The sequence below is a fragment of the Falsigemmobacter intermedius genome (assembly GCF_004054105.1).
GTDB classification, from domain to species: Bacteria; Pseudomonadota; Alphaproteobacteria; order Rhodobacterales; family Rhodobacteraceae; genus Wagnerdoeblera; species Wagnerdoeblera intermedia.
Genome location: NZ_SBLC01000001.1, coordinates 127149 through 151751, shown reverse-complemented (window position 1 = coordinate 151751; position 24603 = coordinate 127149). Strand labels below are relative to the sequence as shown.

Here is a 24603-nt window from a genome sequence, read left to right as displayed (position 1 = left end):
CCGCGTGGCGCGCAGGCCCCCAGCATTATCAGCCCGCATAATCCGATCAGACGCAGCACAATCACCTCCGTGAAGATGCTGCATCATGGAATGCAGGATCCGTTCAGGCAATCCTCCGCTGACGACCGGACGCAGAACTTTCGCTGATGGGGAGAAAAGATGTTCCAAAAAGAGCATAACTAAACCGCGATAAATGAGATTTATAGATGTTTCATCTAATGCCCATTAATTATAAATTACGCAAATATGAATCTTAAGTACCTTTAATTTATAGAAGACTTATTTGAAACATGGGAGAGGCTTGATGATCTGCCCGCGGTACCCTGAGAGTGGAAATGCAGATGCTTTGATAAAGGCGCGTTTCAATGACCGCCCTGAGCGGTCTGTTGAAGGCTGAGCGGAGCGGGTGCAGCCAGGTCCGCGCAGGCAGCTTTAGGCGTACACTGTCAGGCCGATCCAGGACGAACCTCAGGTTCGGCCGAAAAGCCGTTCAATATCGCTCAGGCGCAGTTCAACATAGGTGGGGCGTCCGTGGTTGCACTGGCCCGAATGCGGCGTTGCTTCCATCTCGCGCAACAGAGCGTTCATCTCTTCCGCCCGCATCTGCCGGCCGGAGCGGACCGAGCCATGACAGGCCATCCGGCTGAGGATCGCGTCGATGCGCACCTGCAATGCGGAGGTGGAGCCCTGGTCGGCCAGTTCGTCCAGGATATCGCGGATCAGACCCTGGCTGTTGACCTGGCCAAGGATTGCCGGGGTTTCACGCACCGCAATCGCACCGCCGCCGAAGGCCTCGATGACCAGGCCCAGCTTTTCCAGCTCGGGGGCGAAGTCCAGAAGGCTGGCGGCCTCGTCCTGGGCCAGCTCGATGATATCGGGGATCAGCAGGGCCTGGGCTGCGATACCGGTCTCTGCGGCCTGGCGTTTCAGGCGCTCATAGACCAGCCGCTCATGGGCAGCATGCTGATCGACGATGACGATGCCGGTTTCGGTCTGAGCGATGATGTAATTCTCATGCACCTGAGCGCGCGCAGCGCCAAGCGGGCGGCGGCTCAGATCCTCGGTCACCTCAGGGGAAGGGGCAGGCTCAAACCTGGCGGAGGGCGTCTCCGACAGACCTGGCGCGGGCGCCTGAAAGGCAAAGCTGCTGCGCAGCGCGCCCTGCGAGGGGCGATCCATCTGCCAGACCCGCGCATTATGAGTGGTGGTCCAGGATGCGGCTCCGGAAAGCGGCACCTGCGCAACGGGCTCGGGCCGCATGGCGGACAGCGTCGCCTCTGCCACGGTGTTGGAGCTGCGATGCCCTTCACCGGCCAGCGCATGGCGCAGCGCCGAGACGATCAGCCCCCGCGTCATGGCCGGATCACGGAAGCGCACCTCAGATTTCGCGGGGTGGACGTTGACGTCCACAAGCTGCGGATCGCAGTCCAGAAACAGCACCGCCCCGGGGTGGCGGTCGCGCGACAGCAGATCCTGATAGGCGGCACGCAAAGCGCCAAAGAGCATCCGGTCCAGCACCGGGCGACCGTTTACAAAAAGAAACTGCGCCACCGCCGTGCCGCGTGACCAGGTCGGCAGCGCCGCATAGCCGGTCAGCCGCACCCCCTCCCGGGTGGCATCGACGGGGATGGCGTTTTCGGTGAAATCCGCACCGATGATCCTGGCGAGACGCCCGCGCAGGGCATCAAAAAGATCGCCCTGTTCGGCATCGGCGCGAAAGATCAGCCGCCCCTCACCACCGTCGCTGACATCCCGAAGGGTAAAGCTCACAGTGGGTTCAGCCATGGCCAGGCGCTTCATCACATCGCTGATCGCCATGGCTTCCGCCCGGTCCGAGCGCAGGAATTTCAACCTGGCGGGTGTGGCGTAGAAGAGATCGCGCAGCTCGACCACGGTGCCACGGTTCAGGGCTGCGGGGCGCACCTTCTCCATCCGGCTGCCCGAAACGGTGACCGTGGCCGCCTCATGGCCTGCGGCGCGGCTGGTAATGGTCAGCCGCCCCACAGCGCCCAGGCTGGGCAGGGCCTCGCCGCGAAAACCAAAGGTATGGATGTTGAGCAGATCCTGGCCGTCAATCTTTGACGTCGCATGGCGCGAAAGGGCCAGCGGCAGATCTTCCGGCGACATGCCGCAACCGTCATCGGTGACCCGGATCAGGGATTTTCCGCCCTGGGCATAGGCCACATCGACCCGTTTTGCCCCGGCATCCAGGGCGTTTTCGACCAGTTCTTTGATGGCCGAGGCCGGACGTTCCACCACCTCGCCTGCGGCGATGCGGTTGATGGCGGATTCGTCTAACTGCCGGATCACCGGCCGCATCTGAGGGAGGGTCTGGTCCATCCCTCAGATTTAGCAGAAGCCCCGCGCCAGTTCTACTGCTGCTCCAGGCCCTCAGGGCGTCCCACGACGATGAAGGACAGATCCTTTGCGCGGAAATGGGCCTTTGCTGCTGCCTGCACCTGATCGAGGGTCACGGCTTCGATATAGCTGTTGCGCTTTGATGGATAATCAATCGGCCAGCCCTGAAGCTGCAGCCCCACCAGCGCACGGGCGATATTGGCATTGCCGTCCCAGCGAAGCGGATAAGAGCCGGTCAGATAGCGCTTGGTAGCTTCGAGTTCTTCTTCGGTGATATCGGGCAGGCGGTCCCATTCGGCGCGGATGACATCGATGGTTTCTTTCACGGTGCCATTGGCGGTCTGAACCTGGCCGGTCAGCAGTTCTGCCTGATCGAGTGAGGAGAACCCCGCGCCAATCCCATAGGTCAGCCCGCGTTTTTCGCGCACTTCCGTCATCAGGCGGGTGCCAAAACGGCCACCGCCCAGGATTTCAGAGGCGATAAAGGCCGGGAAGAAATCCGGATCGGTGTTTTTGATCCCTTCATGCCCGAAAAGAACCACAGCCTGAGGGCCGGGAAATTCCTCGGTCACGACCTGGCCATTCAGCTTTACCTCCGCCGGGCCGGGCAGGGCGCCGCCCTTTTCCGGCAGACCGGAGAGAAGCCTGTCCAGCAGCAGGCCAAGGGCCTCCCCAGTAATATCACCCGTTGCCGCGATGATGACATTGTCGCGCGCCAGGGCCGCCTTATGGACGGCCTGGAGATCCGCCAAGGTCAGGGCTTTCACGCTGTCCTGGGTTCCGTCAGCGGGGCGGGCATAGGCATGGCCTTCAAAGGTGATCTCATTGAACAGCTTTGCCGCCACGGCACCCGGATCACGCTCTTCGGCGGTGAGATTGGACAGGATCTGCATCCGGACCCGCTCAACAGCCTCCTCAGGGAAGGAGGGCTCCGTCAGCGCGCGGCGCAGCAGATCAACCGCTTTGTCCTGGTTCTCACTCAGGAATCTCGCCGAAACACTGACCATTTCACGGGAGGGGCGGAAGGAATAGGAGGCTGCAAGATCATCGCGTGCCGCCGCGAACCCCTGGGAATCAAGATCCCCGGTGCCCTCTTCCAAAAGCCCGGTCATCAGGGAAACCGCGCCCTCTTTACCTGGCGGGTCCAGTGTTGCCCCGCCCTTAAAGCGCAGCTCCAGGGCGACAAAGGGGATCTCATGGGCCTCAACCAGCCAGGCCTTCAGCCCGCCCGGAGAGGTGACCTCTTTCACCGGAACATCGGCAAAAACCGGCAGGGCGATCAGGGCGAAAAATGCTGTCAGTCGCGCGATCATTCCGCAGACTCCTTTTGCAGCCAGCCGGTCACCGACTGTTTGCGGTCGAGAACTTTCTTTGCCGCCGCCATCACCTGCTCAGGCGTCACGGCCTGCAGAACCTCCGGCCAGGCCTGCTGGTCGGCCACGGTGAGCCCGGTGGTCAGCGCGGTGCCATAGCGGCGCGCGACGCCCATGGCGCTGTCGCGGGCATAGATCTCACTGGCCTTCAGCTGCGCTTTGATCCGGCGGAATTCGTCGTCTTTGATGCCCTCGGCCAGGAATTTTTCCAGGGCCGCATCCACAGCCGTCTCCGCCTCCTGCAGCGAAACGCCCGGTGCGGGCATGGCGTATACGCCAAAGGTCGAGCCGTCATAGCCGGTCGGATCGTAAAAGGCCGAGGCCGAGACCGCGACTTTTGAATTTACGGTCAACTCACGCCCGAGAACCGAGTTCACCCCGGCCCCGCCCAGAAGCTGAGCCAGAACGACCAGGGCTGCTGCCTCATCCTGCGCGCCGCTCTGACGCGAGGGGGCGATGTAATGGCGGATCACATAGGGCTGGCCGACCCGGTCATCCTGCATGATAACCCGCCGCTCGGCGATCTGCGGCGGCTCCAGGGGGCGCTCGCGTCCGGTGATATGCTCCGAGGCTTGCAGCGGGCCGTAGTATTCCTTCGCCAGCCGTTCAACCTCAGCCGGGTTCACATCGCCTGCGATGACGACAATGGCATTATCCGGGGCATAGTGGCGCTTGTAAAAATCCAGCGCGGCTTCACGGTTTAACGCCTCAAGCTCGTGCCGCCAGCCGATGATGGGCCGCCCATAGGGGTGGTTCAGATAAAGCGTGGCCGACATCTGCTCTGAGAACAGACCCTCAGGGCTGGAATCCGTGCGGGTGGTGCGCTCTTCGAGAACGACATTGCGTTCCGTCACGACATCGCTTTCCGCAAGGGTCAGATTGACCATGCGGTCGGCTTCCATCCGCATCACCATTTCCAGGCGGTCCGAGGCGACCCGCTGGAAATAGGCCGTGAAATCATAGCTCGTAAAGGCGTTGTCAGAGCCGCCCTCTGCCGCCACAAGCTGCGAAAATTCGCCAGGTGCGAGGGTCTTGGTGCCTTTGAACATCAGATGCTCAAGGAAATGCGCCAGCCCGGATTCCCCCGAGCGCTCATCGGCAGAGCCGACGCGATACCACACCATATGAACGACAACCGGCGCACGGTGATCTTCGATCACCACCACCTGCAATCCGTTGTCGAGCCGGATTTCCGTGACCTTCTCTTCCGCCTGCGCCACCAGTGGCGCGATGAAAGACAATGCCAGAGCCAGCAATAACCGCATTCAGGGCCTCCTCAGATCAGCCTCGCGCGAGGCTAAATCAGACAGAGGCGGCGTCAAGCGCAGCGGACGGGCTGAGACGGGATTGTGATCGCTGAAACGCGCTCAGCGCCCCGAGTCTTTCGGTGGGGCCGAAGGGGTCCGGGCCTGGGCGGCACGCCAGCGCTCAAGTTCCTCATAAGACTGCGTTGTCTGATCGCTGTAGACCCGCTGATAGGAGGAGCGGTTGAACAGACGCTCCAGCAGACGCGGGCTGTTCTTTTTGCGGAAAGCCTCATCCTCAGCGGCGAGGGTCTGGCGCACGTTCGGATCAATGCCATTGCGCCCGGCGGCTGCAACCAGGGCCGCATCTGCGCCACCAGCGCCCGGACGGCCGCCAAGCGCGATGACCGCATCATCAAGCGGGCGCGGGTCCACCAGGTTCGGTGCGCCGCGCACAGGCTCAGGCAAAGCGCTCATATCGGCGGGCATTTCCAGCGGTTTGGTCGGCAGGATCGAGAATTCATCCGGGCCGTCGCCGCTGGCCTGCAGCCGCATCAGCCGTGGTGCCTCATCAGATCCGCCACAGGCTGAGACCAGCAGCACAGCCGTCAGCACAGCTGCCACCCGCGTTTTCCCTGCCGTCATCGAACTCTCCTGTCCCGATCTTCGCGCTCTCGCCAAGCCTTAGCGCATCATGCCGCAGCCGTCACGGCTTCTTTGCTTCCCCGCGCGGGCTCCCGCCGGAAAAGAGAACCAGCCCGATCGCACCGGCGAAGATGGTGATATCGGCCACGTTAAAGGAATAGGGATTGCTGAAACCGCAGCAGGACATGTTCAGGAAATCCGCAACCGCGCCATAAATCAGCCGGTCAATCACATTCCCAAGCGCCCCGCCGATCAGCAGACCGGTGGAGATCTGAACCAGCGGGCGGTCAGCCTCGCGCTTTGCCCAGATCCAGACCCAGGCCGAGATAATCAGCGAAATGACAATCAGCGCCCAGCGGGTCAGCTCATCCTGGCCGGAAAAGAGACCGAAATTGATGCCCTGGTTCCAGGCCATCCGGAAGTTGAGGAAAGGCGGCCAGACATCGATGCCGCGCACCCGGTCAAGCTCCAGCCCGTGCACCACGGCGAATTTGCTGGCCTGATCGAGGAGAAACACGCCCAGGGCGACCAATGCGGCAAGCTTCATGCTTTCTCTTTCCTTTACAGGCGTGGAAAGCCGGGGGGTCCCGCCCCCCGGCCGGTTTCACCCGTCAGTGACGGAAGTGACGCATACCCGTAAACACCATCGCAAGCCCGGCTTCATCCGCTGCCGCGATCACTTCTGCGTCACGCATCGAGCCACCCGGCTGGATGATGGCCGTCGCACCCGCCTGAGCAGCGGCCAGCAGACCGTCTGCAAAGGGGAAGAAGGCGTCAGAAGCCACGACCGAACCCACGGTGGTCGGCTGCGGAAGCCCCAGGACTTCCGCCATATCCTGCGACTTGCGAGCTGCAACCCGGGTCGAGTCGAGACGGCTCATCTGACCGGCACCCACGCCGACGGTTGCGCCGTCTTTGACATAGATGATGGCGTTGGATTTCACGTGCTTCGCGACTTTCCAGGCGAAGAGCATGTCGGCCAGTTCCGCCTCAGAGGGGGCGCGTTTGGTCACAACCTTCAGATCAGCCAGCGAAATCTGACCAACGTCACGGTCCTGCACCAGGAAGCCGCCCGAAACCTGGCGCCAGGCCAGAGCTTTCTCGGTGGCATCCGGCAGCGCGCCGGTGGTCAGCAGACGCAGGTTCTTTTTGGCAGCAAAGATTGCCTTCGCTTCATCGGTCGCATCAGGGGCGATGACCACTTCGGTGAAGATCTCTGCGATTTTCGCAGCCGTTTCGCCGTCGAGGGTCTGGTTCAGGGCGATGATGCCGCCGAAAGCCGAGGTGCGGTCGCAGTCGAAGGCGCGCTCATAGGCCTGGGCCAGAGTCTCACCCACAGCCACACCGCAGGGGTTGGCATGTTTCACGATCACGCAGGCCGGGTTCGCGCGGTCAAGATCTGCGACCAGCTCAAAGGCCGCATCGGTGTCGTTGATGTTGTTGTAGGAGAGCTCTTTGCCCTGCCACTGTTTCGCGGTCGCCACGCCCGGGCGGTTGGTGCCATCGGTGTAGAAGGCCGCCGACTGATGCGGGTTTTCGCCGTAACGCAGGGTCTGCGCCAGGGTGCCGGAAAAGCTGCGGCGGCGCGGAGCTTCTTCCGCGATCGCACCGGCCATCCAGGTCGACACGGCGGTGTCATAGGCAGCGGTGCGCGCATAGGCGATCTGCGCCTGACGGGTGCGGAACTTCAGCGAAGTCGCGCCGTCATTGGCCGACATTTCCGCCAGCAGCGCGGTGTAATCTTCCGGATCGGTGACCACGGTGACGAATTTATGGTTCTTCGAGGCCGCACGGATCATCGCCGGACCACCGATATCGATGTTCTCGATGCAGTCGTCGTAGGAGGCGCCTTTGGCGACGGTGGCCTCAAAGGGGTAAAGGTTCACGACCAGAAGGTCGATCGGCTCGATGCCGTGGGCGGCCATGGCGACCAGATGCTCGTCATCATCGCGCAGGGCCAGCAGACCGCCGTGCACCATCGGGTGCAGGGTCTTGACGCGGCCGTCCATCATTTCCGGGAAACCGGTGACATCCGAGACATCGCGCACTTTCAGACCGGCCGCACGCAGCGCAATCGAGGTGCCGCCGGTTGAGATCAGCTCAACGCCCTGGGCTGCAAGCGCACGCGCAAACTCGATGAGCCCCCCTTTGTCGGATACCGAAATCAGCGCACGGCCAATAGGAACCAGATCAGTCATTTCTCTGTACCTTCTGTCAGACGGGAGGCTCGTCCCGGTCAAGATCGCGGATGGCCAGGGGGGTATCCTGTGCTTTCGCCAAGGTCCAGCCAAGTTCGGCCTGTTCCGTGACAAGATGTGCAGAAAGCCGGATCTGCAAAGTCGGTCGCGGCTTCAGGCGGCCCTTCTCAAGATAGACCGAAGGCTCCAGCGAAAGCTGACCCGTGCCGTCATGGCGGAACACCCAGATTTCGCCCGAGCGCAGCGCCAGCGAGACTGCCGCACCGCCCATGTCAACGCGGGCGTCCACATCCGGGTGCAGATGAAACCTGAGGCTGAAGGGAATGCCCGCCTCTCCGGCATGGGCGAGCACCTGTGCAAGACGCGCTTTCATCTCGGGGTCGCGGGCTGCCAGAGTGTCCTGGCCCACCAGGACCCGCCCGTCCTGCGAGAGCTCCAGCGCGCGCAGGTGTTGCACGCCGTGGCTGCGCGCCCAGCCCGAATGGCCCGAGATCAGGCTTTGTCCGTCCACGCTTTGAAAAAGCCGCGGTGCGAGGGTGGCCGCCCGATCCGAGAGCCGCTGCCCTTTGCCAAAGCGCGAGGAGGAAAATCCTTCGACCACCAGGGTCGAATGGCTGGCCGTTGCCCGTCCGGCCCGGTGCCATTCCGGCCCGAAGGGCGCACCCGATCCGCAGGAGACGATCACCGGACGCCGCGCTGAGGTCAGCTCAAGACCCAGGGTTGAGGCATGGGCCGTTGCCTCTGCTTCACCCCCCGGCGGCGATGCGACATCGACCACCAGAGAGGTGCGCCCGCCGCTCAGCCGGGCATAGCCCATAGCCTGGATCATATTTGGCCCGCGCCGGACCCGCGATCCGGTCAGCGCCAGGTCCAGCCGCCCCTCAATCCCGCGCCCGCCGCCGTGAAACCTGGCGAGATTGCCATCGGCATGACGCAGGGCACGCAGAACCGGCGCGATCCGCCCGGATGTGGCGGTCAGTTCAGCCGGGACACTACGGCCCAGGTCCTCCAGGGTCATGCGCAGCCAGGTCAGCAGCGTGAATATATCGAGCAGATCTTCGGGGTTTCGCGAAGCAATGGCACCCTCGGCGTCAATGCTGGTCCCGGCCTCTGCCAGAAGGGCGCTGATGGCCGGATCCGCCAGCTGCCCGAGGCCGTCGAGCAGCAGACCTGCGGTTGCCAGAGCGCCCAGGCTTTCGATGCGGGGCAGACCTGGCGGGGCGGTTTTCCAGCGCCGCGCCAGGTAATGCGCCTGGCGGCTGAGGCTGCGGAAGAAAGGCGCAGTTTCGTCAGACATCTGACCTTCCGTCAGCATCTGCCCGTGTGAAATCATCCGCAAAAGCCGCTGTCCGGTGATCTGAACAGGCCAGAACGGCCCGCGCCCGAAACGCTCAATCCAGGTGGTGACCCAGGCCTCCGCCAGGGCGCGCGCGGGGGCGTCGCCACAGGCCGCCAGGTCGTCCAGCCAGGAGAAACTCTGCGCGGCTTCATCGAACTGCGGACCTGGCGAGGGGATGTCCCAAAGATTGACGCCCCTGGCTTCGACCGCAGCGCCGCCAAGAGCGAAACTGCCGCTGATCAGTTGCTGCCCGCGGGCCACCAGGCCGATAAAGCGTGGCTCAGGGGGAGAAACAAAGCCCTTTGCGACCTGTCCCGCTCCCGCGCGCCAGGTCGCATAGCGGTCCGCAAGGGACCGCCGTCTGTCAATGCCGTTGCCGTCGCTCAGATCCGCCATAGGCCGTTACTTCCGGGATATCCCGCAATCATAACCACAGGTTGAGGGGCTGTCACGGGGCGGCAGCCCGCCTCAGAGGTCTTTACGGAAAGCGGCGATGAAAAAGCCGTCCATACCGCCCGCTTCGGCCAGGTGATCCGGGCGCAGGCGCAGACCGCCGCCCTTGGCATCCCAGGCGCCCGGCCATCCGGCAACGGCCTTCTGATCGCGCTGCAGGTTTTTATGCCGCGAGAGGGCCGAAATCATCTGCTCTTCGCCTTCTTCGGGCAGCAGCGAGCAGGTGCAGAACACCAGCCGCCCGCCAGGTTTCAGGACATGAACGGCGTGATCGATCATCTGCGCCTGCAGACGGGTCAGCGCGGGCATATCATCGGGATCTTTGATGAAGGGAAGCTCAGGGTGACGGCGGATGGTGCCGGTGGCCGAGCAGGGCGCATCGAGAAGCACCGCATCAAACTGGTTCGGCACGCCGTAAGACAGGGCGTCTGCCACCACCTGTTCAGCGCTCAGACCGGTCCGCGCCAGGTTCTCGGCCAGGCGCTCCATGCGCTTCGCGGACATATCGAGCGCGGTCACAATGCCACCGGCTGCGGCCATCTGCATGGTCTTGCCGCCGGGGGCTGCGCACATGTCGAGAACCTTCTCACCAGGTTGCACCGCAAGAATTTTCGCCGGAAGCGCGGCGGCTGCGTCCTGAACCCACCAGTCGCCTTCTGCAAAACCCGGCAGGGCCGAAACCTGGGCCCCGGCACTCAGACGGATCGAGCCGGTCGCCAGCAATTCGCCCTCAAGACGCTCTGCAAGCTCTGCCGCACGGGCCGGGTCTTTGGGGGTGATGTCAATCGGCGCGCCGGCCATATGGGCGACTTCCATCGCACGCACGGCAGCCTTGCCAAAGCGCTGCACCAGCGGCTGGCGCAGCCAGGAGGGCAGGCGCTGCGGCTCAAAGTTCAGGTTTGACGCAGCCACTTTGCGCAGCACGGCGTTCACAAAACCTGCGGCCTGGGCCGAGCGGTCATCGCCCCGCGCCAGGTTCACGGCTTCGGAGACGATGCCATGGGCATCTTTGGGACGCAGCGACAGCTCAGTCGTGGCAAGACGCAGGATATTGAGCACATAAAGACCCGGGCGACGCTGCATCTGGCGCGAAATCACCTCATCGCAGCCATCAATGCGGCGCAGGGTGTCGAGCGTCAGCCGCTGAGCGCGGGCGCGGTCCTGGGGGGAAAGGGAGCTCAGCGGGTTTTCCGCATCCGACAGGATCTCAGCGATGGTCCGGCCCTTCGCGGTCACTTCCTGCAAAAGTGCCACTGCGCCACGGCGTGCTGCCTGACCTTCTGCCATGATCCTGATCCTTTCGTGACACATACCCGGCCCCGCCGCTCTTTTCCCGGCAGGGTTTTGGCGCATATAACGCAGCAGACCCTTTAAGGAAATGTCTGAAAGGACGCGGCCCATGAGTGAAGATACCGGCGAGACCCTCCGCCCCGACCTGCCCCCCGCCGCGCAGCGTGCGCTGGCCGAAGCGGCTGAGCGCCGCCGCCTGGCTCAGGATCTGAACCTGGCGACCGAGCTGGGCGGTCGCAGCGGTCCGGAGCCCGTGCGCTACGGCGACTGGGAGAAAAAGGGCCTCGCCATCGATTTCTGACGTTTTGACGCGCCGCTTTTGCGGCGCGTTTTTTTTATGAATTTTCTGGTGGGACGCCAGGATTTCGGATCCGGCCTGCGTCTCAATGGTATCATGCGGATGGAAACACCTGATAATGACCTGGCGACTGCGGCAGCAGCGGGGGACCGCGCTGCCTTCTCGGCGTTGATTTCCCGCCATTATGACCGGATCCACGGCCTGTGCTGGCGGCTCACGGGTGCAAAGGCTGAGGCTGAGGATCTGACCCAGGACGTCTGCATGGCGCTGCCGCGCAAGCTTGCGGGCTGGCGGGGCGAGGCGAAATTCACGACCTGGCTCTACCGGGTGGTGGTCAATGCCGCCCATGACCGCCGCCGCCGTCAGGCGGTTCATGCCAGGGCCGCCAGCGGCTGGGGTGATTACGAAGTGGCGCGCCAGGATGAGATTGAAGCAGGCCGTGAGGCTGAGCGCTGGCTTTATGAGGCCATGCGCGGTCTGCCGGGCGATCTGCGCGATACGGTCGCACTCCTCTTTGGGGAAGATCTGAGCCAGGCAGAGGCGGCTGAGGTTCTGGGGATCGGCGAGGGCACGGTGTCCTGGCGGATGTCTGAAGTGAAAAAGCGGCTGCGCGCTTTCGCGGCCCGGGAGGCGAAGGCATGACAGAGCCCCGCGATGACACGGAGCGTCTGCGCGCTGCCCTGAAGGGCGCAGCCCCGCAGGCCGATGCCGCACGCCGTGCGGAGATCCTCGCCCTTGCGATGGAAAATTTTGACGCGACCGCCAAGGATCAGGCCCGGGTGATGCGTCCTGAGAACAACCGCTCCCTCGGGGGTGGCTTGTTTTCAGGAGTAAGAGAGATGTTGAGTCGTCTGACGTCACGCGGGGCCCTGGCGGCCACCAGTTCGGTTGCCGTTCTGGCCCTTGGTGTGACCCTTGTGACCCTGCCGCAGCAACCCGGCCCTGAGGCAATCGCGGTGCCGGATGCCCCTGCTGAGTTACATGGAGCAGCCCCTGCGGCGGAACAGGCGATCGCGCCGGTCACCGCGCAGTCGGACAGGATGGCGCTGCCACCCGCGCCGATCTCTCCTGCGCCGCAGATGGGGGGCGGCGGGGCGGCGATGCAGCGGATGGCGCGCCCGGCCTCGGGCGCGATGCAGAGTGCCGATGCGCCGCAGATCGCCCCCTCCGGCTCTGATCGCTTTGCGGAATTTGAGGCATCGGGCGTGAAGGTGACCGCAGAAGAGCCGGTCTCAACCTTCTCGGTGGATGTGGATACGGCGTCCTGGTCCTGGATCCGGCGCAGCCTGCGTGGCGGCGTTCTGCCCGATCCGGCCTCGGTCCGGGTCGAGGAGATGATAAATTATTTCCCCTATGCCTATCCGGCCCCGGCCGCAGAGGCGGAGGAGCCTTTCAGTCTGAGCCTGTCGCGGTTCGCCAGCCCCTGGGCAGAGGGGAAGGACCTGGTGCGGATCGGACTGCAGGGAAAACTGCCCGTTGTGGCAGAGCGCCCGGCGCTGAACCTGGTATTTCTGGTCGATACTTCCGGCTCGATGGAGGGCGAGGACCGGCTGGGGCTTTTGAAAACCTCGCTATCGCTGCTGCTGGGGCAGCTCAGTGCGGAGGATCAGGTGGCGATCGTCGCCTATGCCGGATCTGCCGGCGAAGTTCTGCCCCCTACCTCTGCTGCAGAGCGCGGGAAAATCCTCGGCGCTTTGAACAATCTGCAGGCGGGCGGCAGCACCGCCGGGGGCGAGGGGCTGGAGCTGGCCTATCGCCTGGCCGGGCAGATGGCGGGCGAGGGACGCATCGGCCGGGTGCTTCTGGCGACCGACGGGGATTTCAATGTCGGCCTCTCCGACCCGGAGGATCTGAAGGCCTATGTCAGCGGGAAGCGGAATTCCGGGATTGCGCTTTCGGTCCTGGGGTTCGGGCGCGGCAATCTTGATGATGCGCTGATGCAGGCGCTGGCGCAGAATGGCAATGGCCAGGCCGCCTATATCGACAGTGCCGAAGAGGCGCGCAAAGTTATGGTCGATCAGGCAGCAGGGGCGCTTTTCACCATTGCGGGGGATGTGAAGCTGCAGGTGGAATGGAACCCGGCGGTGGTCGCGGAATACCGGCTGATCGGTTATGAAACGAGGGCGCTTTCGCGGGTGGATTTTGCCGATGACAAAGTGGACGCCGGCGAGATCGGCGCAGGACATCAGGTGACCGCGCTTTATGAGATCACCCCGGTCGGCAGTGCCGCCCGATTGAGCGAGCCGCTGCGGTATGGCCGCGAAAGCCTGGGGTCGTCGGAAGAGGCCGGCTGGCTGAAGCTGCGCTACAAAGCGCCGGGGGAAACGGCGAGCCGTCTGATCGAACAGGCCGTCCCGGCCACGGCCTCTGAACCCGATGCGGATGCACGTTTCGCAGCCGCAGTGGCAGGCTTTGGCCAGCTGCTGAGCGGTGGACGCTTTGTTGACACCTGGGGGTATCAGGAGGCCGTGGCACTGGCAGAAGGGGCGAAGGGGGAAGATCCTTTCGGCTATCGCGCAGCAGCGGTCGAATTGATGCGCCTCGCTGCGGCTTTGAGCGGAAAGTGAAGGGGCCGCGGGGGCTCTGCCCCCGCAACCCCCGCCGAAGGGGGCAGCGCCCCCTTCGGGAACCCCCGAAATCTGAAACGGGGCGCAGATCATCTGCGCCCCGTGTGTCGTCTGACCGGTCTGTTACGAGGCAGGCCGTTCGCGCGGAGGCCTCCCTCAGATCTCGACGGTTTCCGCCGTCAGAACTTTGGTATCGGCGCCGCGGGGGGTGGCGATCTCGATGCGGCGCGGCTTCAGCGCCTCGGGGGTTTCGCGCACCAGGTCGATATGGAGCATACCGTTTTCATGCAGAGCGCCGGTGACTTTCACATGATCGGCCAGAGCGAAGCGGCGTTCAAAGGCACGGGTGGCGATGCCGCGGTGCAGATAGCTGCGCTCAGTGGTGTCGGGGCCTTTCTTGGCCGTGATATGCAGAGTGCTTTCCTTCACCTCAACCGAGAGCTCATCGGGCGAAAAGCCGGCGACGGCCACCGAGATGCGATAGGCATTCTCAGCAGTTTTCTCAATGTTGTAGGGCGGGTAGCTCGTCACGCTGTCCGCGCTGAGCGTGCGGTCCATCAGATCGGCGATGCGGTCAAAGCCGACGGTGGCACGATAGAGCGGAGCAAAATCAAAATTACGCATATTCATCCTCATTGAGCGATGCCAGATGCTCTCCCGCCAGGGGGCAGAGCGGTCGTGAACCGGATCCGTTGTGGCCTCCGGTGAGGATGATCTGGGAAGCCCCGAGCCGGGTTTCAAGAGGGCAGATGCAGCGCAAGCAGCCTGGGGTGCAGCGCGGCGCCTGCCGCCAGAACGCCGGAGGGGATGCGCGCCCCGGGCGTGTTGAAGATCAGCGCCGCGCCGTTTCCGGCGGTGGCGCGTCCGCCCGCCCGCTCGACGATCAGGCTTGCGGCGGCGATGTCCCATTCCCAGGTCGGGCGGAAGCTGACCATGCTGTCGTGGCGTCCCTCGGCCACCAGACAAAGCCGGTAGGCGAGCGAGGGTCTGAAGGCGCGGCGCACATCGGGCAGCCCGCCCGGCCAGTGCGAAGCCGCGAGGTTTGGCGTGGCTGTCAGCATGGTCGCGCCATCCGGCGCGCTTCGCTCAGAGGCGGTGATGGTCTGACCGTTCATTCGCGCCGGGCCTTCGGCATGGGCGGTGTAAAGCCGCTCGAGCGCAGGAAGATAGACGGCTCCGGTTGTCATGCGGCCCCGGTGGCAGATCCCTGCCGCGATCGCGAAAGTGTCTTCGCCCTGGATGAAGCTGCGGGTGCCGTCGATCGGGTCGATGATAAAACAGTCGTCACGGGCCAGACGCTCCGGCGTGTCGGCGGTTTCCTCGGAGAGCCAGCCATATTCCGGCCGCGCCGCCCTAAGCTTTGCCAGCAGCAGATCATTCACCGCCAGGTCTGCTTCAGAGACCGGACCGGCATCGCCGGGTTTGTCATAGAATTTCGGCTTATGCCGCCAGTAGCGCAAGGCGAGTTTCCCCGCTTCGCGCAGAGTGTCACTGAGGAGAGTGAGATCCGCCTCAGGCCCCCGCAAGGGTCATTCCTTCGACCAGAAGGCTCGGCACCACCGCCGAAAGATGGCGGCGCGCATCATTGGCCGGGGTGATCCGCCCCAGCATGTCGATCAGATTACCGGCGATGGTGCATTCATTGACCGCACCGACAATCTTACCGTTTTCAACCCAATAGCCTGCGGCACCGCGCGAATAATCGCCCGTGGTCGGGTTGATGGTAGAGCCGATCATTGAGGTGACCAGGAGACCTGTTCCCATCTGGCGGATCAGATCTTCACGGCTGGCCGTGCCCTCGGTCAAAGTGATGTTCCCGGCGCTGGGACCGGGGGGGCCGCCGGTACCGCGTGCGGCATTGGCGGTGCTTTCCATTCCGAGTTTGCGGGCGGTCGCCAGGTCGAGAATCCAGCTCTCCAGCACGCCGTCGCGCACAAAGGCGCGGCGCTGCGTGGGCAGGCCCTCGCCGTCAAAGGGGCGCGAGCCCGAGATGCGCGGGCGGGTCGGGTCTTCGATCAGATCGAGGCCTTTGGGCAGAACCTGGCGGCCGAGTTTATCGCGCAGAAAGCTGGAGCCGCGGGCAATCGACGAGCCATTGATGGCGGAGAGCAGATGCCCGATCAGCGAGCCGGAAATCCGCTCATCAAAGAGCACCGGATAGCGGCCGGTCGGCGGGCGCTTTGCCCCGGCACGGGCCAGCGCACGCTCGGCGGCCAGCAGGCCGATGCTTTCGGGTGAGGGCAGGTCTGCTGCCCAGGCGCGGCTTTCGCCGGCAAAGTCACGCTCCATCGCAGAGCCGGTGCCGGTGATGGCGACGCAGGAAATCGCGCGGCCGGTGCGGCCGTAACCGCCGGAAAATCCATTGGTCGCGGCCATGTGAAACGCCCGGCGCGAATAGCTGGCCGAGGAGCTGTCGACCTGAGAGATCCCGGCGACATCCCGGGCGGCCGCCTCGGTGCGCAGGGCATCTTCCTGAAGTTCCGCCGCCGTCGGGGCGGCCGCAGGATCGATCATCTCAAGCGCGGCCTGGTCCCAGCTGCGTGCCAGCTGCGAGGGATCGGCCAGACCGGCGGTCGGATCTTCGGGCGCTTCACGCGCCATGGCAACGGCACGTTCGGCCATGCCGGCGATCACATCGTCCGAGATATCCGAGGCGGACACCGAAGCCTGGCGGCGACCGATCAGCACCCGCAGCCCGATGTCAAACCCTTCGGCCCTCTCGGCCTGCTCAAGCTTGCCGCCGCGCACGTCGATGGAGATGGCATCGCCTGCCACCGCCACGGCATCCGCGCTTTCCGCACCGGCTTTGCGGGCGGCATCAAGCAGACGGGCGGTCAGCCCTTCAAGGGTGGCGGGGTCAAAGCGGTTGCCGGACATGGGGCCGTCCTTTCACGAAAAAGCATCCCCGGCGTAGCGCGGGGGATGCTCTGAGGCAAGCGGCCTTACTGCATCGACTGTCCGTTGACCAGGAAGTCACCGGTTTCGGTCACTTCCACGGTGCTGGTGATCGAGCCCGGCGTGTCACCGGCTTTCGTGAACATGGCCAGCATCATCTGAACGCCCATCATCTGATCGGCGGGGATCAGGCCGGTCGCGCTGAGGTTATCAAGCAGCGCCTGGCTTTCGTTGATGGTCACGGTGAGGGTGCCGGATTTGAACACCTCGGTATCATCCGTGGCACTCGGGTTAAGCATCGCCAGACCGCGCAGGATCAGGTCGGAGGCGCTGGGCTTATCGCCGGCAGGACCAGCCTGGATGCCCTTGAGATCGAGGTCGAGTTTGATCTCGCTGCCCGAGAGGCCGAAGCTGCTGGCGGTGGAGCTGAAGCGGCCTTCGCCTTTGAAGGGCATGTCCGGCGAGGCCACGTCGACGGAGAATTCAACCGGGCCGCTTTTGTGGTTTGAGATACCCGTGAGGCCGGTCTTCAGAAGCGAGGTCAGATCGCTTTCCGCCGCGGCTTTCGGCGGCAGATTGCCCTGGAAATCAGAGGTCAGCTCTTTCATATCAAGGGTAAAGCTGCTGCGCTGATCGGCGCTCTCGCCTCCGGCTTTCAGCACGATCTTCATATCGGCCGCGTTGAAGCTGTAGGTCATCTGCTGCGCATCGCCGCTGCCGGTCAGGGTGAAGCCACCGTCCAGCGCGATCAGGGTGCCACTGGTATTGACCGAGCCCTGGGCTTTCGCGTTTTCAGCCGGAAGCGGGATCTTTTGTGCAAAAGACATGCTGTCGGCTTTGAATTTATAGACCGGTTCGGCGGCGGTGCCGGTCACGGTCATCAGATAGCCGGTCTGGCTGAGGGTGGTGGCGATCGACTGGGTCTCGCCGTCCACCGTCACGGTGGACTCGCTGAGCCATTCCGGCGAGGCGGTCACTTCGACTGCGCCGCCGGTTTCACGCAGCACCATCTCGGGCACGCGGTTGATGACCTTCATCTCTTCAGTGACCATGTTGAAGGTCACATCCTTCGCCACCAGCCGGTCGCCGCTGCGGGTCAGATCCCCTGCTGCAAGCTCATAGCCCATGTCCTTGCTGACCGCCTGCCAGTTCTTCCAAAGCTCATCTGCACTGACCTGTGCAAATGCCGGAGCAGCAAGAAGAACGAAGGCACCGGTAAACACACTTTGACGCAATAGGGACATTCTGAAACCTTTCAGGCCACTGGGGCAATTTTCCGGCGAAATCATTTCAGCCGGCCCGGCAGTGGTCAAGCCTTTCGGCTTTTGCTTGCGGGCAGGGCGGCAGGCTGCCTAACCTTCGGCGCAAAGCGACAGCAGGGAATAAAGACGATGGAACTGAAGGGTAAACTGGTCGTGATCACCGGTGCCGCACGCGGGATCGGGGCCGCAGCCGCGCGGGAGTTCTCCGCAAAAGGTGCAAGCCTTGCGCTGATTTCACGCTCAGGTGCAGCGCTCGAGGCCGTGGCCGCTGAGACGGGGGGCCTGGCGCTGCCCTGTGATGTGTCCGATGCCGCCGCATTGAAAGCCGCAGTCACCCGGGCTGAGGCGGCTTATGGCCCCGTTGAGGTGCTGATCAACAATGCCGGGGTCCTTGGTCCGGTTGCGCGGATCGCTGATGGCGACGTGAAGGCGTTTCACGACACGCTCTCGATCAATATCGGCGGCGTCTACAACGGCATGCAGGCGGTGCTGCCGGGAATGATCGCCCGCGGGCGCGGGGTGATCATCACCGTGGGCTCCGGCGCGGCCCATAACCCGCAGGAGGGTTGGGCGGCCTACTGCTCGTCCAAGGCCGGGGCCTATATGCTGACCCGCGCCGCGCATCTTGAGGCGGGGCCTGCGGGCGTGCGGGTGCTGTCTCTGTCGCCTGGCACCGTGGCCACGGATATGCAGCGTGCCGTTAAGGCCAGCGGCATCAACCCGGTCAGCCAGCTTGACTGGTCAGTGCATATCCCGCCCGAATGGCCCGCAAAGACCCTCGTCTGGATGTGCGGGGCTGAGGCGGCGGAGTTTGACGGGGCGGAGGTGTCTTTGCGCGAGGAGAGGATCCGCCGCGCTGTGGGTCTGATCGCATGATCCGGGTTGAGGATGAGGGGGCGCTGCGCGTTCTGACCATCGCGCGGCCCGATAAGGCCAATTCGCTGACCGGTGAGATGCTGATCGCTTTGCGCGATGCGGTGCGCGGGGCCGCCGAAGCGGGCGTTCAGGTGCTGATCCTGACCGGGGAGGGGCGTGTCTTTTCCGCCGGGGCGGATCTGGAGGAGGCAAAGGCCGGTCTGGCGCTCTCGCCGCTCTGGGAGGAGCTTTCGGGGGCCATTGCGGCGTTTCCGGGCCTGAGCATCGCCGCCCTGAACGGCACCCTGGCGGGCGGGGCCAATGGCATGGCGCTGGCCTGTGATCTGCGTCTGGGCGTGCCGGGGATGTCGGTCTTTTATCCGGTGATGAAGCTTGGCTATCTGCCGCAGCCCTCTGATCCGGGGCGTCTGCGCGCGCTGGTAGGGCCTTCGCGGGCGAAGATGATCCTCGTCTGCGGTGAAAAAATCCCGGCGGAGGAGGCCCTGGCCTGGGGGCTTCTGGACCGCCTGGTCGCCCCTGAGACGCTTCTTGAGGCCGCAAAGGCGCTGGCCGCGCCGGTTCTGACAGGCAAACCCGGCCATGCTGCGGCGATTGCAGCCATGATTCCGGGCTGAAAAGGCTTGCGCGGGGGGCAGGCGGGGATTATCGCCTCAGCCGTTTGCCCCCTGACCAAAAGGAAGAGCCCGATGACTGCGGATGATCGTCTGATTGTGGCGCTGGATGTGCCCAACGCTCTGGCGGGCCTGGAACTGGCCGAAAAGATCGGTGATGCGGCCTCTTTCTATAAGATCGGCCTTGGCATGCTGACCGGTGGCGGTCTGGCGCTGGCCAATGAGCTGAAGCAGGAGCACGGCAAGCGTGTCTTCCTTGATATGAAGCTCTTTGACATCGGTGCGACCGTTGAGGCGGCGGTGCGGGGTCTGGCACAGTTTGACCTCGACTTCCTGACCGTTCACGGCGATCCCCAGGTTGTGCGGGCGGCGGCTGAGGGCCGTAAGGGCCGCGCGACGAAGATCCTGGCGGTTACCGTGCTGACCTCGCTTGACCGGGCGGATCTGGACAACAACCTGATCGTTCCGGGCGACATCCGTGAGATCACGCTGGAGCGTGCGGCCCGCGCGCTTGAGGCCGGGGCCGATGGCGTCATCGCCTCGCCCCAGGAAGCCGCGCTGATCCGCGCCCTGCCGGAAGCGGCCGGAAAGCTGATCGTGACGCCGGGCGTGCGCCCGACCGGGGCTGAGCTCGGCGATCAGAAGCGCATCGCCACACCCGCGCAGGCCATTGCGGACGGGGCCGATCACATCGTGGTGGGCCGTCCGGTCTGGAAGGCTGAAGATCCGCGCAAAGCCGTTGAGGCGATCAGCGCCGAACTGGCCGCGCTGCTGAAGCGCTGATGCGATAAGGGGGCCTCAGCGGCCCCCTTTCTTTTACAGGCAGCTGTTGCGGGAATAGACGGTGGTTGCATCCTGTTTCAGCACCCATCCGCTGAGGGTCTCAGTGCTGACGCTGCACCAAAGCCGCCCCTCTGCATCACTGTCGCAAAGGCTGACGGTAAAGCAGGTTCCGGCTTCGGCCTGGCCGACACGGGCACCCGCCGCATTGGGGGCGTCGCGCAGGTTCATCCGCGTCAGCGTCTGAAGCTGGCCAAGGGCCGGGGCTTCGAGGTCTTCTTCCTCAACGCAGCTGCGCCCGCCGGTATAGGTCCGGCAGTTTCCCGGAGGAGCGGTCTCTTCGGGGATTTCTGCGGAGGGCGGTGTCGTCTCGTCCTCGCTCTCGGAAAAGGCGGGGGCAATGTCTTCGCCGGTGGTCAGACCGGTGCGCGGATCGGCGATGCCTTTCTGGCCGGACTGATGCTCCATCCGCACGACCATGCCATTGCGCAGGGTGCCGCGGTAAAGCCCTTCTGCGTCGCGGGTCATCTGGCCGACCAGATCCACCCCCTCGAAGGTTGAATAAAAGACGATCTCGCCGCCGTCATCATTCAGCGCATAGCCGGTGATGCGGCCGATATCGGGGCCGCAGTCGGCCTCGCCCCGATCGACGAAGAAAATACCGTCATCGACCATTTCGGGCACCAGGGTCACACGGCACCCGCCGGATTCTGCCACCAGCTCCCATGTGCCCCCTGCCGCCAGCGCCGGTCCGCTGATGAGAGAGAGCGCGAAAAGACAGGGCAGCATCCGCATGGTCTCAATCCTCATTGATGTCGCGGCGAATGATCTTCACATCCCGCGGGGCCACGCCAAAGACAAAGCGCAAAGCGCCCCAGGCAAGACCTGAAAGCAGCGCAAAGACGACGAGGGTTAACGCCGTATTCGCCCCGGCGATCCCAAGTGCCACCAGCCCCCCGGTCAGCACCGCGCCTGCGGCAAAGCCGAGGAAGAAATAGCCCGGCACTGCCAGTTCAAGCCCCGCCAGAACCAGTCCGCCCAACACCCAGAGCCACCAGGTGCCCGCCATCAGCCGCGCCCCCGCAGCAGTTTGAAGGCATCGCCGAAGGCTGCAACCGCGTCAGCGGGCAGAATAATGGTCTGCTTGCCCGCGCCTTTGGCAACTTCGCCAAGCGCTTCGACCTGTTTCAGCGCGACCTGATACTGGGCGGCTTCAAGGCCGTTCTCGCGGATGGCGGCAGCGACAACGCCGGTGGCATAGGCCTCGGCATCGGCGCTGATGCGCCGCGCCTTGGCCTGCTGCTCGGCGGCGTAAAGTTCGGCATCAGCGCGCAGTTCCACGGCGCGTTTCAGCCCCTCTGCCTCGGTCACCTGGGCGCGGCGGGCGCGTTCTGCATTGAGCTGCTGCAACATGGCAGAGCGGGTGGCGTCATCGAGATTGACGTCCAGAAGCTCAGCCCGCGTCACCTCAATGCCCCAGTCATCGACCACATTTTCCAGGCTGGAGCGGATCTTCTCCATCAGACGCGCGCGGTTGGACTGCACTTCATCAAGATCCATCATCCCGATCTCCGCCCGCACGACCCCCGCCACAGTGGTGGTGATCGCGCCGTCGATATCGCGGATCCGGTAGACGGTCTTTTCCGGCTCGGTGATGCGGTAAAAGACGGAGGTCTCAACCTGCACCAGAACGTTGTCCGCCGTGATGGCATCCTGGCGCGACACCGGCAGCTGACGCTCGAGGATCGAGATTTTATGCGCCACCCGGTCGAGGAAAGGGGTGATGACATTCAGCCCCGGACCCAGAACCTTATGCAGCCGCCCGAAACGCTCGATGACGAATTTATCGGCCTGTGGGACGATGCGGATTGCCATCCGCGCGATGACAAGCAGCAGAACCGCCAGAACGATCCAGACAAGGTTTCGTCCGATGAAGTCTTCCATAGCGCGCACTCTCTGCCGTCACTGATGCGGGCAGTCTGACGCGGGGCGGGCTTTGGGTCAAATCTTCAGCGCAGGCGGCGCAGGTAAATATACCAGGCGCCGGCCCCGCCGTGCTTCAGATGCGCCTGAGAGGCCTGGAGCACGATATGGCGCAGCGGCGGCAGTGCCAGCCAATGCGGCAGTTGATGGCGCAAAGCCCCGATGCGCGAAGGGATCGGGCCGCCGTCATCGCGGTCCTTGCCCTTGCCGGTGATCACCAGCGCCAGCCGTTTGCCGTCGCTTTGCGCGTTCATCAGAAAGCGGATCAGTTCGGGATGGGCCTCTGAAAGGGTCATGCCGTGCAGATCGAGCCGCGCTTCGGGGCTGACCCTGCCGCGCGTCATGGCTTTATGGGTACCTGCATCCATCCGCACGGGTGCTGCGGCCAGGGCCTCTGCCGGTGTGGGGGCCAGATCGACCTTTGTGGCTGAGGGACGCGCCTTCGCGCCCAGGCGCAGCGAGGCCGGCAGCCGGAAAGGCTGCGGTTGTGGCGGCGGGATGAGCGGGCGGTCTGAGACCTCAGGCGCCGGCGCAGGCTCCGGCAGTTCGGGAGCTTTGCGCGATTTGTGCATCGGCTCTGCGGTGCGGGCGACTTTCTCCCAAAGCTCGCGTTCTTCGGGGCGCAGGCTGCGACGGCGGGCCATGTCTCAGCGCTCCGCCATCAGCTGCTCAATCGGCAGCAGGGTGATCATCTGGCCCGGGTCTTTGATGCGCCCCGCCGCTTCACCGGCCGCATCGCCGGTGCCGTAGAAAATATCCGCGCGCTGGGCGCCTTTGATTGCGGTGCCGGTGTCCTGGGCGATCATCAGCCGGTTCATCGGAGTGGCGCCGCCCTTCTCAATCCAGACCGGTGCGCCGAGGGGGGTAAACTCCGGGTCCACGGCCAGTGTGCGCAGGGTGGTCACGCTGCGCCCCATGGCGCCGATCGGGCCGCGATGGGGGGGGAGGTCGGGAAGTCTGCGAAAGAAAACAAACGACGGATTGTGCCGCAGCAGCTGCAGCCCCGGCCCCGGGTTGGCCCGCACCCAGGCTTTGATACCCTGGGCAGAGACCTGATGTGCCGCCATGACGCCGCGCCGGATGAGTTCTGTCCCGACAGAGCGGTAGGGGTGGTTGTTCTTGGCCGCAAAGCCCAGCCGCATCACGCTGCCGTCGGTCATGCGGATACGGCCCGAGCCCTGGATCTGCAGAAAAAAGGCCTCAACCGGGTCTTCCAGCCAGGCCAGTTCCAGGCCACGCCCGCGCAGAAGGCCCCGATCCTCAATGACATCGCGGCTGTGCCAGATGCCCTTGCCGTCAAACTCGGGCGGGCGGGCATAGACGGGCCAGGCAAAGCGCGCAGTGCGGATGGGAGAGCCGCTCAGTTCCGGCTCATAATAGCCGGTGAAAAGGGCGGGCGGCTCTCCGGTCAGCACCGGGCGGAAAAACATCTCAAAGAAAGCGCGGGCGTCGGTGGCCTCCTTCGCCAAAGCGCAAAGGGGCGCCCATTCAGGCGCCCGGATCAGATCACAGGTCTCGGTAAAAGCCGCGAGAGCCGCGTGGTGATCCTCCTCAGCCCAGCCGGAAAGATCACCAAAGCTCAGGGTTTCGGCCGCAACGCTGCTCATTGTCAGGCTGAGGCCGGAAAGCGCGGCGAAGGCCAGAGCCCGCATCCGCGCAACCTCACTCTCCGGTGGCGACCAGCTGCCAGTTCGGATCCTCGCTGCCCAGGCGGCGGGCGAAGGTCCAGACATCGCGCTGGCGTTTGACTTCCGTTTCGCTGCCTTCCACGATCTCGCCCAGGCGGTTGCGCACCACCGAAGTCAGTTCCGCCACGAAGCGAACGGTGATCTCAGCCTCATTGGTGGCCGGATTGAAGGTCGCATCCTGAAGCGTCAGTTCACGAAGGCCGACGAAGGTGGCGTCGATCGTCAGGCCTTCGCGCTCGCGCGCATCGACCACCGATTGAAAGCTGTCATAGACCTCTTTCGACAGGAAGGGGACGATCTCATCCATACGGCCTTTCTCAAAGGCCATCAGGATCCATTCATAAGCGCCGCGGGCACCGTTCAGGAATTCGGTCGCCGAAAATTCCGGCTCAGCCTTTTTCATGGCGGTCAGCGCGGTGGCGGCGGCGGAGCCAGCGGGGACGTGGTCCACGATGTCGTGATCGGGGCCGCCTTCAATCACGCGCAGATCGCGGCGCGCGGGTTCCGGAGCGGCTTCTGCCGGGGTGCCGATCGGCTTTTTGGGGCGTTCAAAGCCGTCCCGGGTCCCGAGAACCGATTTCAGCTTGAGGATCAGGAACACGGCAATCGCGCCCAGGACCAGAAGTTGGATCAATGCAGAGTTCATGGGGCCTCGGTTGGGGTATCGCCTCCGGTCTCAGGTCCTGAAATCGGGGGCGAGGGGTTGGTCTTACTGCGGTTGTTCCCATATGTAGGTGACGCCC

At 64.2% G+C, this 24603-nt stretch carries 24 protein-coding genes; 6 read left to right on the top strand and 18 right to left on the bottom strand.

Annotated elements, in window-relative coordinates:
• Positions 1-468: 468 nt before the first annotated feature.
• From mutL to EP867_RS00645, 8 genes are all read right to left on the bottom strand, one after another.
• Positions 469-2319: a DNA mismatch repair endonuclease MutL gene (gene mutL / locus EP867_RS00680; protein ID WP_380049804.1), complete on the bottom strand. Its 1851-nt coding sequence runs from the start codon at positions 2317-2319 to the stop codon at positions 469-471.
• A gap of 53 nt (positions 2320-2372) precedes the next feature.
• Complete coding sequence (locus EP867_RS00675; protein ID WP_128486291.1) at positions 2373-3671, bottom strand: M16 family metallopeptidase; 1299 nt, start codon at positions 3669-3671, stop codon at positions 2373-2375.
• Positions 3668-4996: a M16 family metallopeptidase gene (locus tag EP867_RS00670; protein WP_128486290.1), complete on the bottom strand. Its 1329-nt coding sequence runs from the start codon at positions 4994-4996 to the stop codon at positions 3668-3670. The genes EP867_RS00675 and EP867_RS00670 overlap by 4 nt, the downstream gene beginning before the upstream one ends.
• 102 nt (positions 4997-5098) lie before the next feature.
• The gene (locus EP867_RS00665; protein WP_128486289.1) at positions 5099-5620 is read right to left on the bottom strand and encodes a DUF3035 domain-containing protein; all 522 of its coding nucleotides are present in this window, start codon (positions 5618-5620) and stop codon (positions 5099-5101) included.
• A 61-nt stretch (positions 5621-5681) separates the two neighbouring features.
• On the bottom strand, positions 5682-6167 hold the full coding sequence (lspA, locus tag EP867_RS00660) for a signal peptidase II (RefSeq protein ID WP_128486288.1): 486 nt from the start codon (positions 6165-6167) through the stop codon (positions 5682-5684).
• Positions 6168-6231: 64 nt separating this feature from the next.
• Positions 6232-7818 (bottom strand): bifunctional phosphoribosylaminoimidazolecarboxamide formyltransferase/IMP cyclohydrolase, encoded by a 1587-nt coding sequence (purH, locus tag EP867_RS00655; RefSeq protein ID WP_128486287.1) that lies wholly within the window; start codon positions 7816-7818, stop codon positions 6232-6234.
• A 16-nt stretch (positions 7819-7834) separates the two neighbouring features.
• Positions 7835-9553, bottom strand: coding sequence for a heparinase II/III family protein (locus tag EP867_RS00650; RefSeq protein WP_128486286.1), 1719 nt, complete (start codon positions 9551-9553; stop codon positions 7835-7837).
• Between the two features lie 72 nt (positions 9554-9625).
• Positions 9626-10897: an RsmB/NOP family class I SAM-dependent RNA methyltransferase gene (locus EP867_RS00645; protein ID WP_128486285.1), complete on the bottom strand. Its 1272-nt coding sequence runs from the start codon at positions 10895-10897 to the stop codon at positions 9626-9628.
• A 112-nt stretch (positions 10898-11009) separates the two neighbouring features.
• On the opposite strand from EP867_RS00645, the gene EP867_RS00640 reads away from it, so the two are divergent.
• From EP867_RS00640 to EP867_RS00630, 3 genes are all read left to right on the top strand, one after another.
• Positions 11010-11201, top strand: coding sequence for a DUF1674 domain-containing protein (locus EP867_RS00640; protein ID WP_128486284.1), 192 nt, complete (start codon positions 11010-11012; stop codon positions 11199-11201).
• 99 nt (positions 11202-11300) lie between these two features.
• The gene (locus EP867_RS00635) at positions 11301-11840 is read left to right on the top strand and encodes an RNA polymerase sigma factor (RefSeq protein ID WP_128486371.1); all 540 of its coding nucleotides are present in this window, start codon (positions 11301-11303) and stop codon (positions 11838-11840) included.
• Positions 11837-13765, top strand: coding sequence for a vWA domain-containing protein (locus EP867_RS00630; RefSeq protein ID WP_128486283.1), 1929 nt, complete (start codon positions 11837-11839; stop codon positions 13763-13765). Before EP867_RS00635 ends, EP867_RS00630 begins: the two co-directional genes overlap by 4 nt.
• Before the next feature lie 156 nt (positions 13766-13921).
• Here the strand turns inward: EP867_RS00630 and EP867_RS00625 are convergent, their stop codons facing one another.
• The 4 genes from EP867_RS00625 to EP867_RS00610 all read right to left on the bottom strand — a co-directional run bounded on the left by EP867_RS00625 (position 13922) and on the right by EP867_RS00610 (position 17904).
• The gene (locus tag EP867_RS00625) at positions 13922-14389 is read right to left on the bottom strand and encodes an Hsp20 family protein (protein ID WP_128486282.1); all 468 of its coding nucleotides are present in this window, start codon (positions 14387-14389) and stop codon (positions 13922-13924) included.
• Positions 14390-14502: 113 nt separating this feature from the next.
• The gene (locus tag EP867_RS00620; protein ID WP_128486281.1) at positions 14503-15291 is read right to left on the bottom strand and encodes a 3'(2'),5'-bisphosphate nucleotidase CysQ; all 789 of its coding nucleotides are present in this window, start codon (positions 15289-15291) and stop codon (positions 14503-14505) included.
• Positions 15278-16642 (bottom strand): TldD/PmbA family protein, encoded by a 1365-nt coding sequence (locus EP867_RS00615; protein WP_128486280.1) that lies wholly within the window; start codon positions 16640-16642, stop codon positions 15278-15280. The genes EP867_RS00620 and EP867_RS00615 overlap by 14 nt, the downstream gene beginning before the upstream one ends.
• Before the next feature lie 65 nt (positions 16643-16707).
• Positions 16708-17904: a DUF2125 domain-containing protein gene (locus EP867_RS00610; RefSeq protein WP_164888724.1), complete on the bottom strand. Its 1197-nt coding sequence runs from the start codon at positions 17902-17904 to the stop codon at positions 16708-16710.
• A 147-nt stretch (positions 17905-18051) separates the two neighbouring features.
• Here EP867_RS00610 and EP867_RS00605 point away from each other — a divergent pair, with 147 nt between their 5' ends.
• From EP867_RS00605 to pyrF, 3 genes are all read left to right on the top strand, one after another.
• Positions 18052-18798: an SDR family oxidoreductase gene (locus EP867_RS00605; RefSeq protein WP_128486278.1), complete on the top strand. Its 747-nt coding sequence runs from the start codon at positions 18052-18054 to the stop codon at positions 18796-18798.
• Positions 18795-19412, top strand: a complete 618-nt coding sequence (locus EP867_RS00600) for an enoyl-CoA hydratase/isomerase family protein (RefSeq protein WP_128486277.1) — start codon at positions 18795-18797, stop codon at positions 19410-19412. The genes EP867_RS00605 and EP867_RS00600 overlap by 4 nt, the downstream gene beginning before the upstream one ends.
• 72 nt (positions 19413-19484) lie before the next feature.
• Positions 19485-20192, top strand: a complete 708-nt coding sequence (pyrF, locus tag EP867_RS00595; RefSeq protein WP_128486276.1) for an orotidine-5'-phosphate decarboxylase — start codon at positions 19485-19487, stop codon at positions 20190-20192.
• A 33-nt stretch (positions 20193-20225) separates the two neighbouring features.
• On the opposite strand, the gene EP867_RS00590 is transcribed toward pyrF, so the two are convergent.
• The 6 genes from EP867_RS00590 to EP867_RS00565 form a co-directional block, all read right to left on the bottom strand.
• A complete protein-coding gene (locus EP867_RS00590) occupies positions 20226-20984 on the bottom strand; it encodes an SH3 domain-containing protein (RefSeq protein ID WP_128486275.1) in 759 nt (252 codons plus the stop codon).
• Positions 20985-20988: 4 nt separating this feature from the next.
• A complete protein-coding gene (locus EP867_RS00585; protein WP_241656773.1) occupies positions 20989-21258 on the bottom strand; it encodes an NfeD family protein in 270 nt (89 codons plus the stop codon).
• Positions 21258-22133, bottom strand: coding sequence for an SPFH domain-containing protein (locus tag EP867_RS00580; RefSeq protein ID WP_128486273.1), 876 nt, complete (start codon positions 22131-22133; stop codon positions 21258-21260). Before EP867_RS00580 ends, EP867_RS00585 begins: the two co-directional genes overlap by 1 nt.
• A gap of 65 nt (positions 22134-22198) precedes the next feature.
• On the bottom strand, positions 22199-22816 hold the full coding sequence (locus tag EP867_RS00575; protein WP_128486272.1) for a Smr/MutS family protein: 618 nt from the start codon (positions 22814-22816) through the stop codon (positions 22199-22201).
• A gap of 3 nt (positions 22817-22819) precedes the next feature.
• Entirely contained in the window at positions 22820-23824 is a 1005-nt protein-coding gene (gene mltA / locus EP867_RS00570; RefSeq protein ID WP_128486271.1) for a murein transglycosylase A, read from the bottom strand.
• A gap of 10 nt (positions 23825-23834) precedes the next feature.
• The gene (locus EP867_RS00565) at positions 23835-24506 is read right to left on the bottom strand and encodes a Tim44/TimA family putative adaptor protein (protein WP_128486270.1); all 672 of its coding nucleotides are present in this window, start codon (positions 24504-24506) and stop codon (positions 23835-23837) included.
• Positions 24507-24603: the final 97 nt, after the last annotated feature.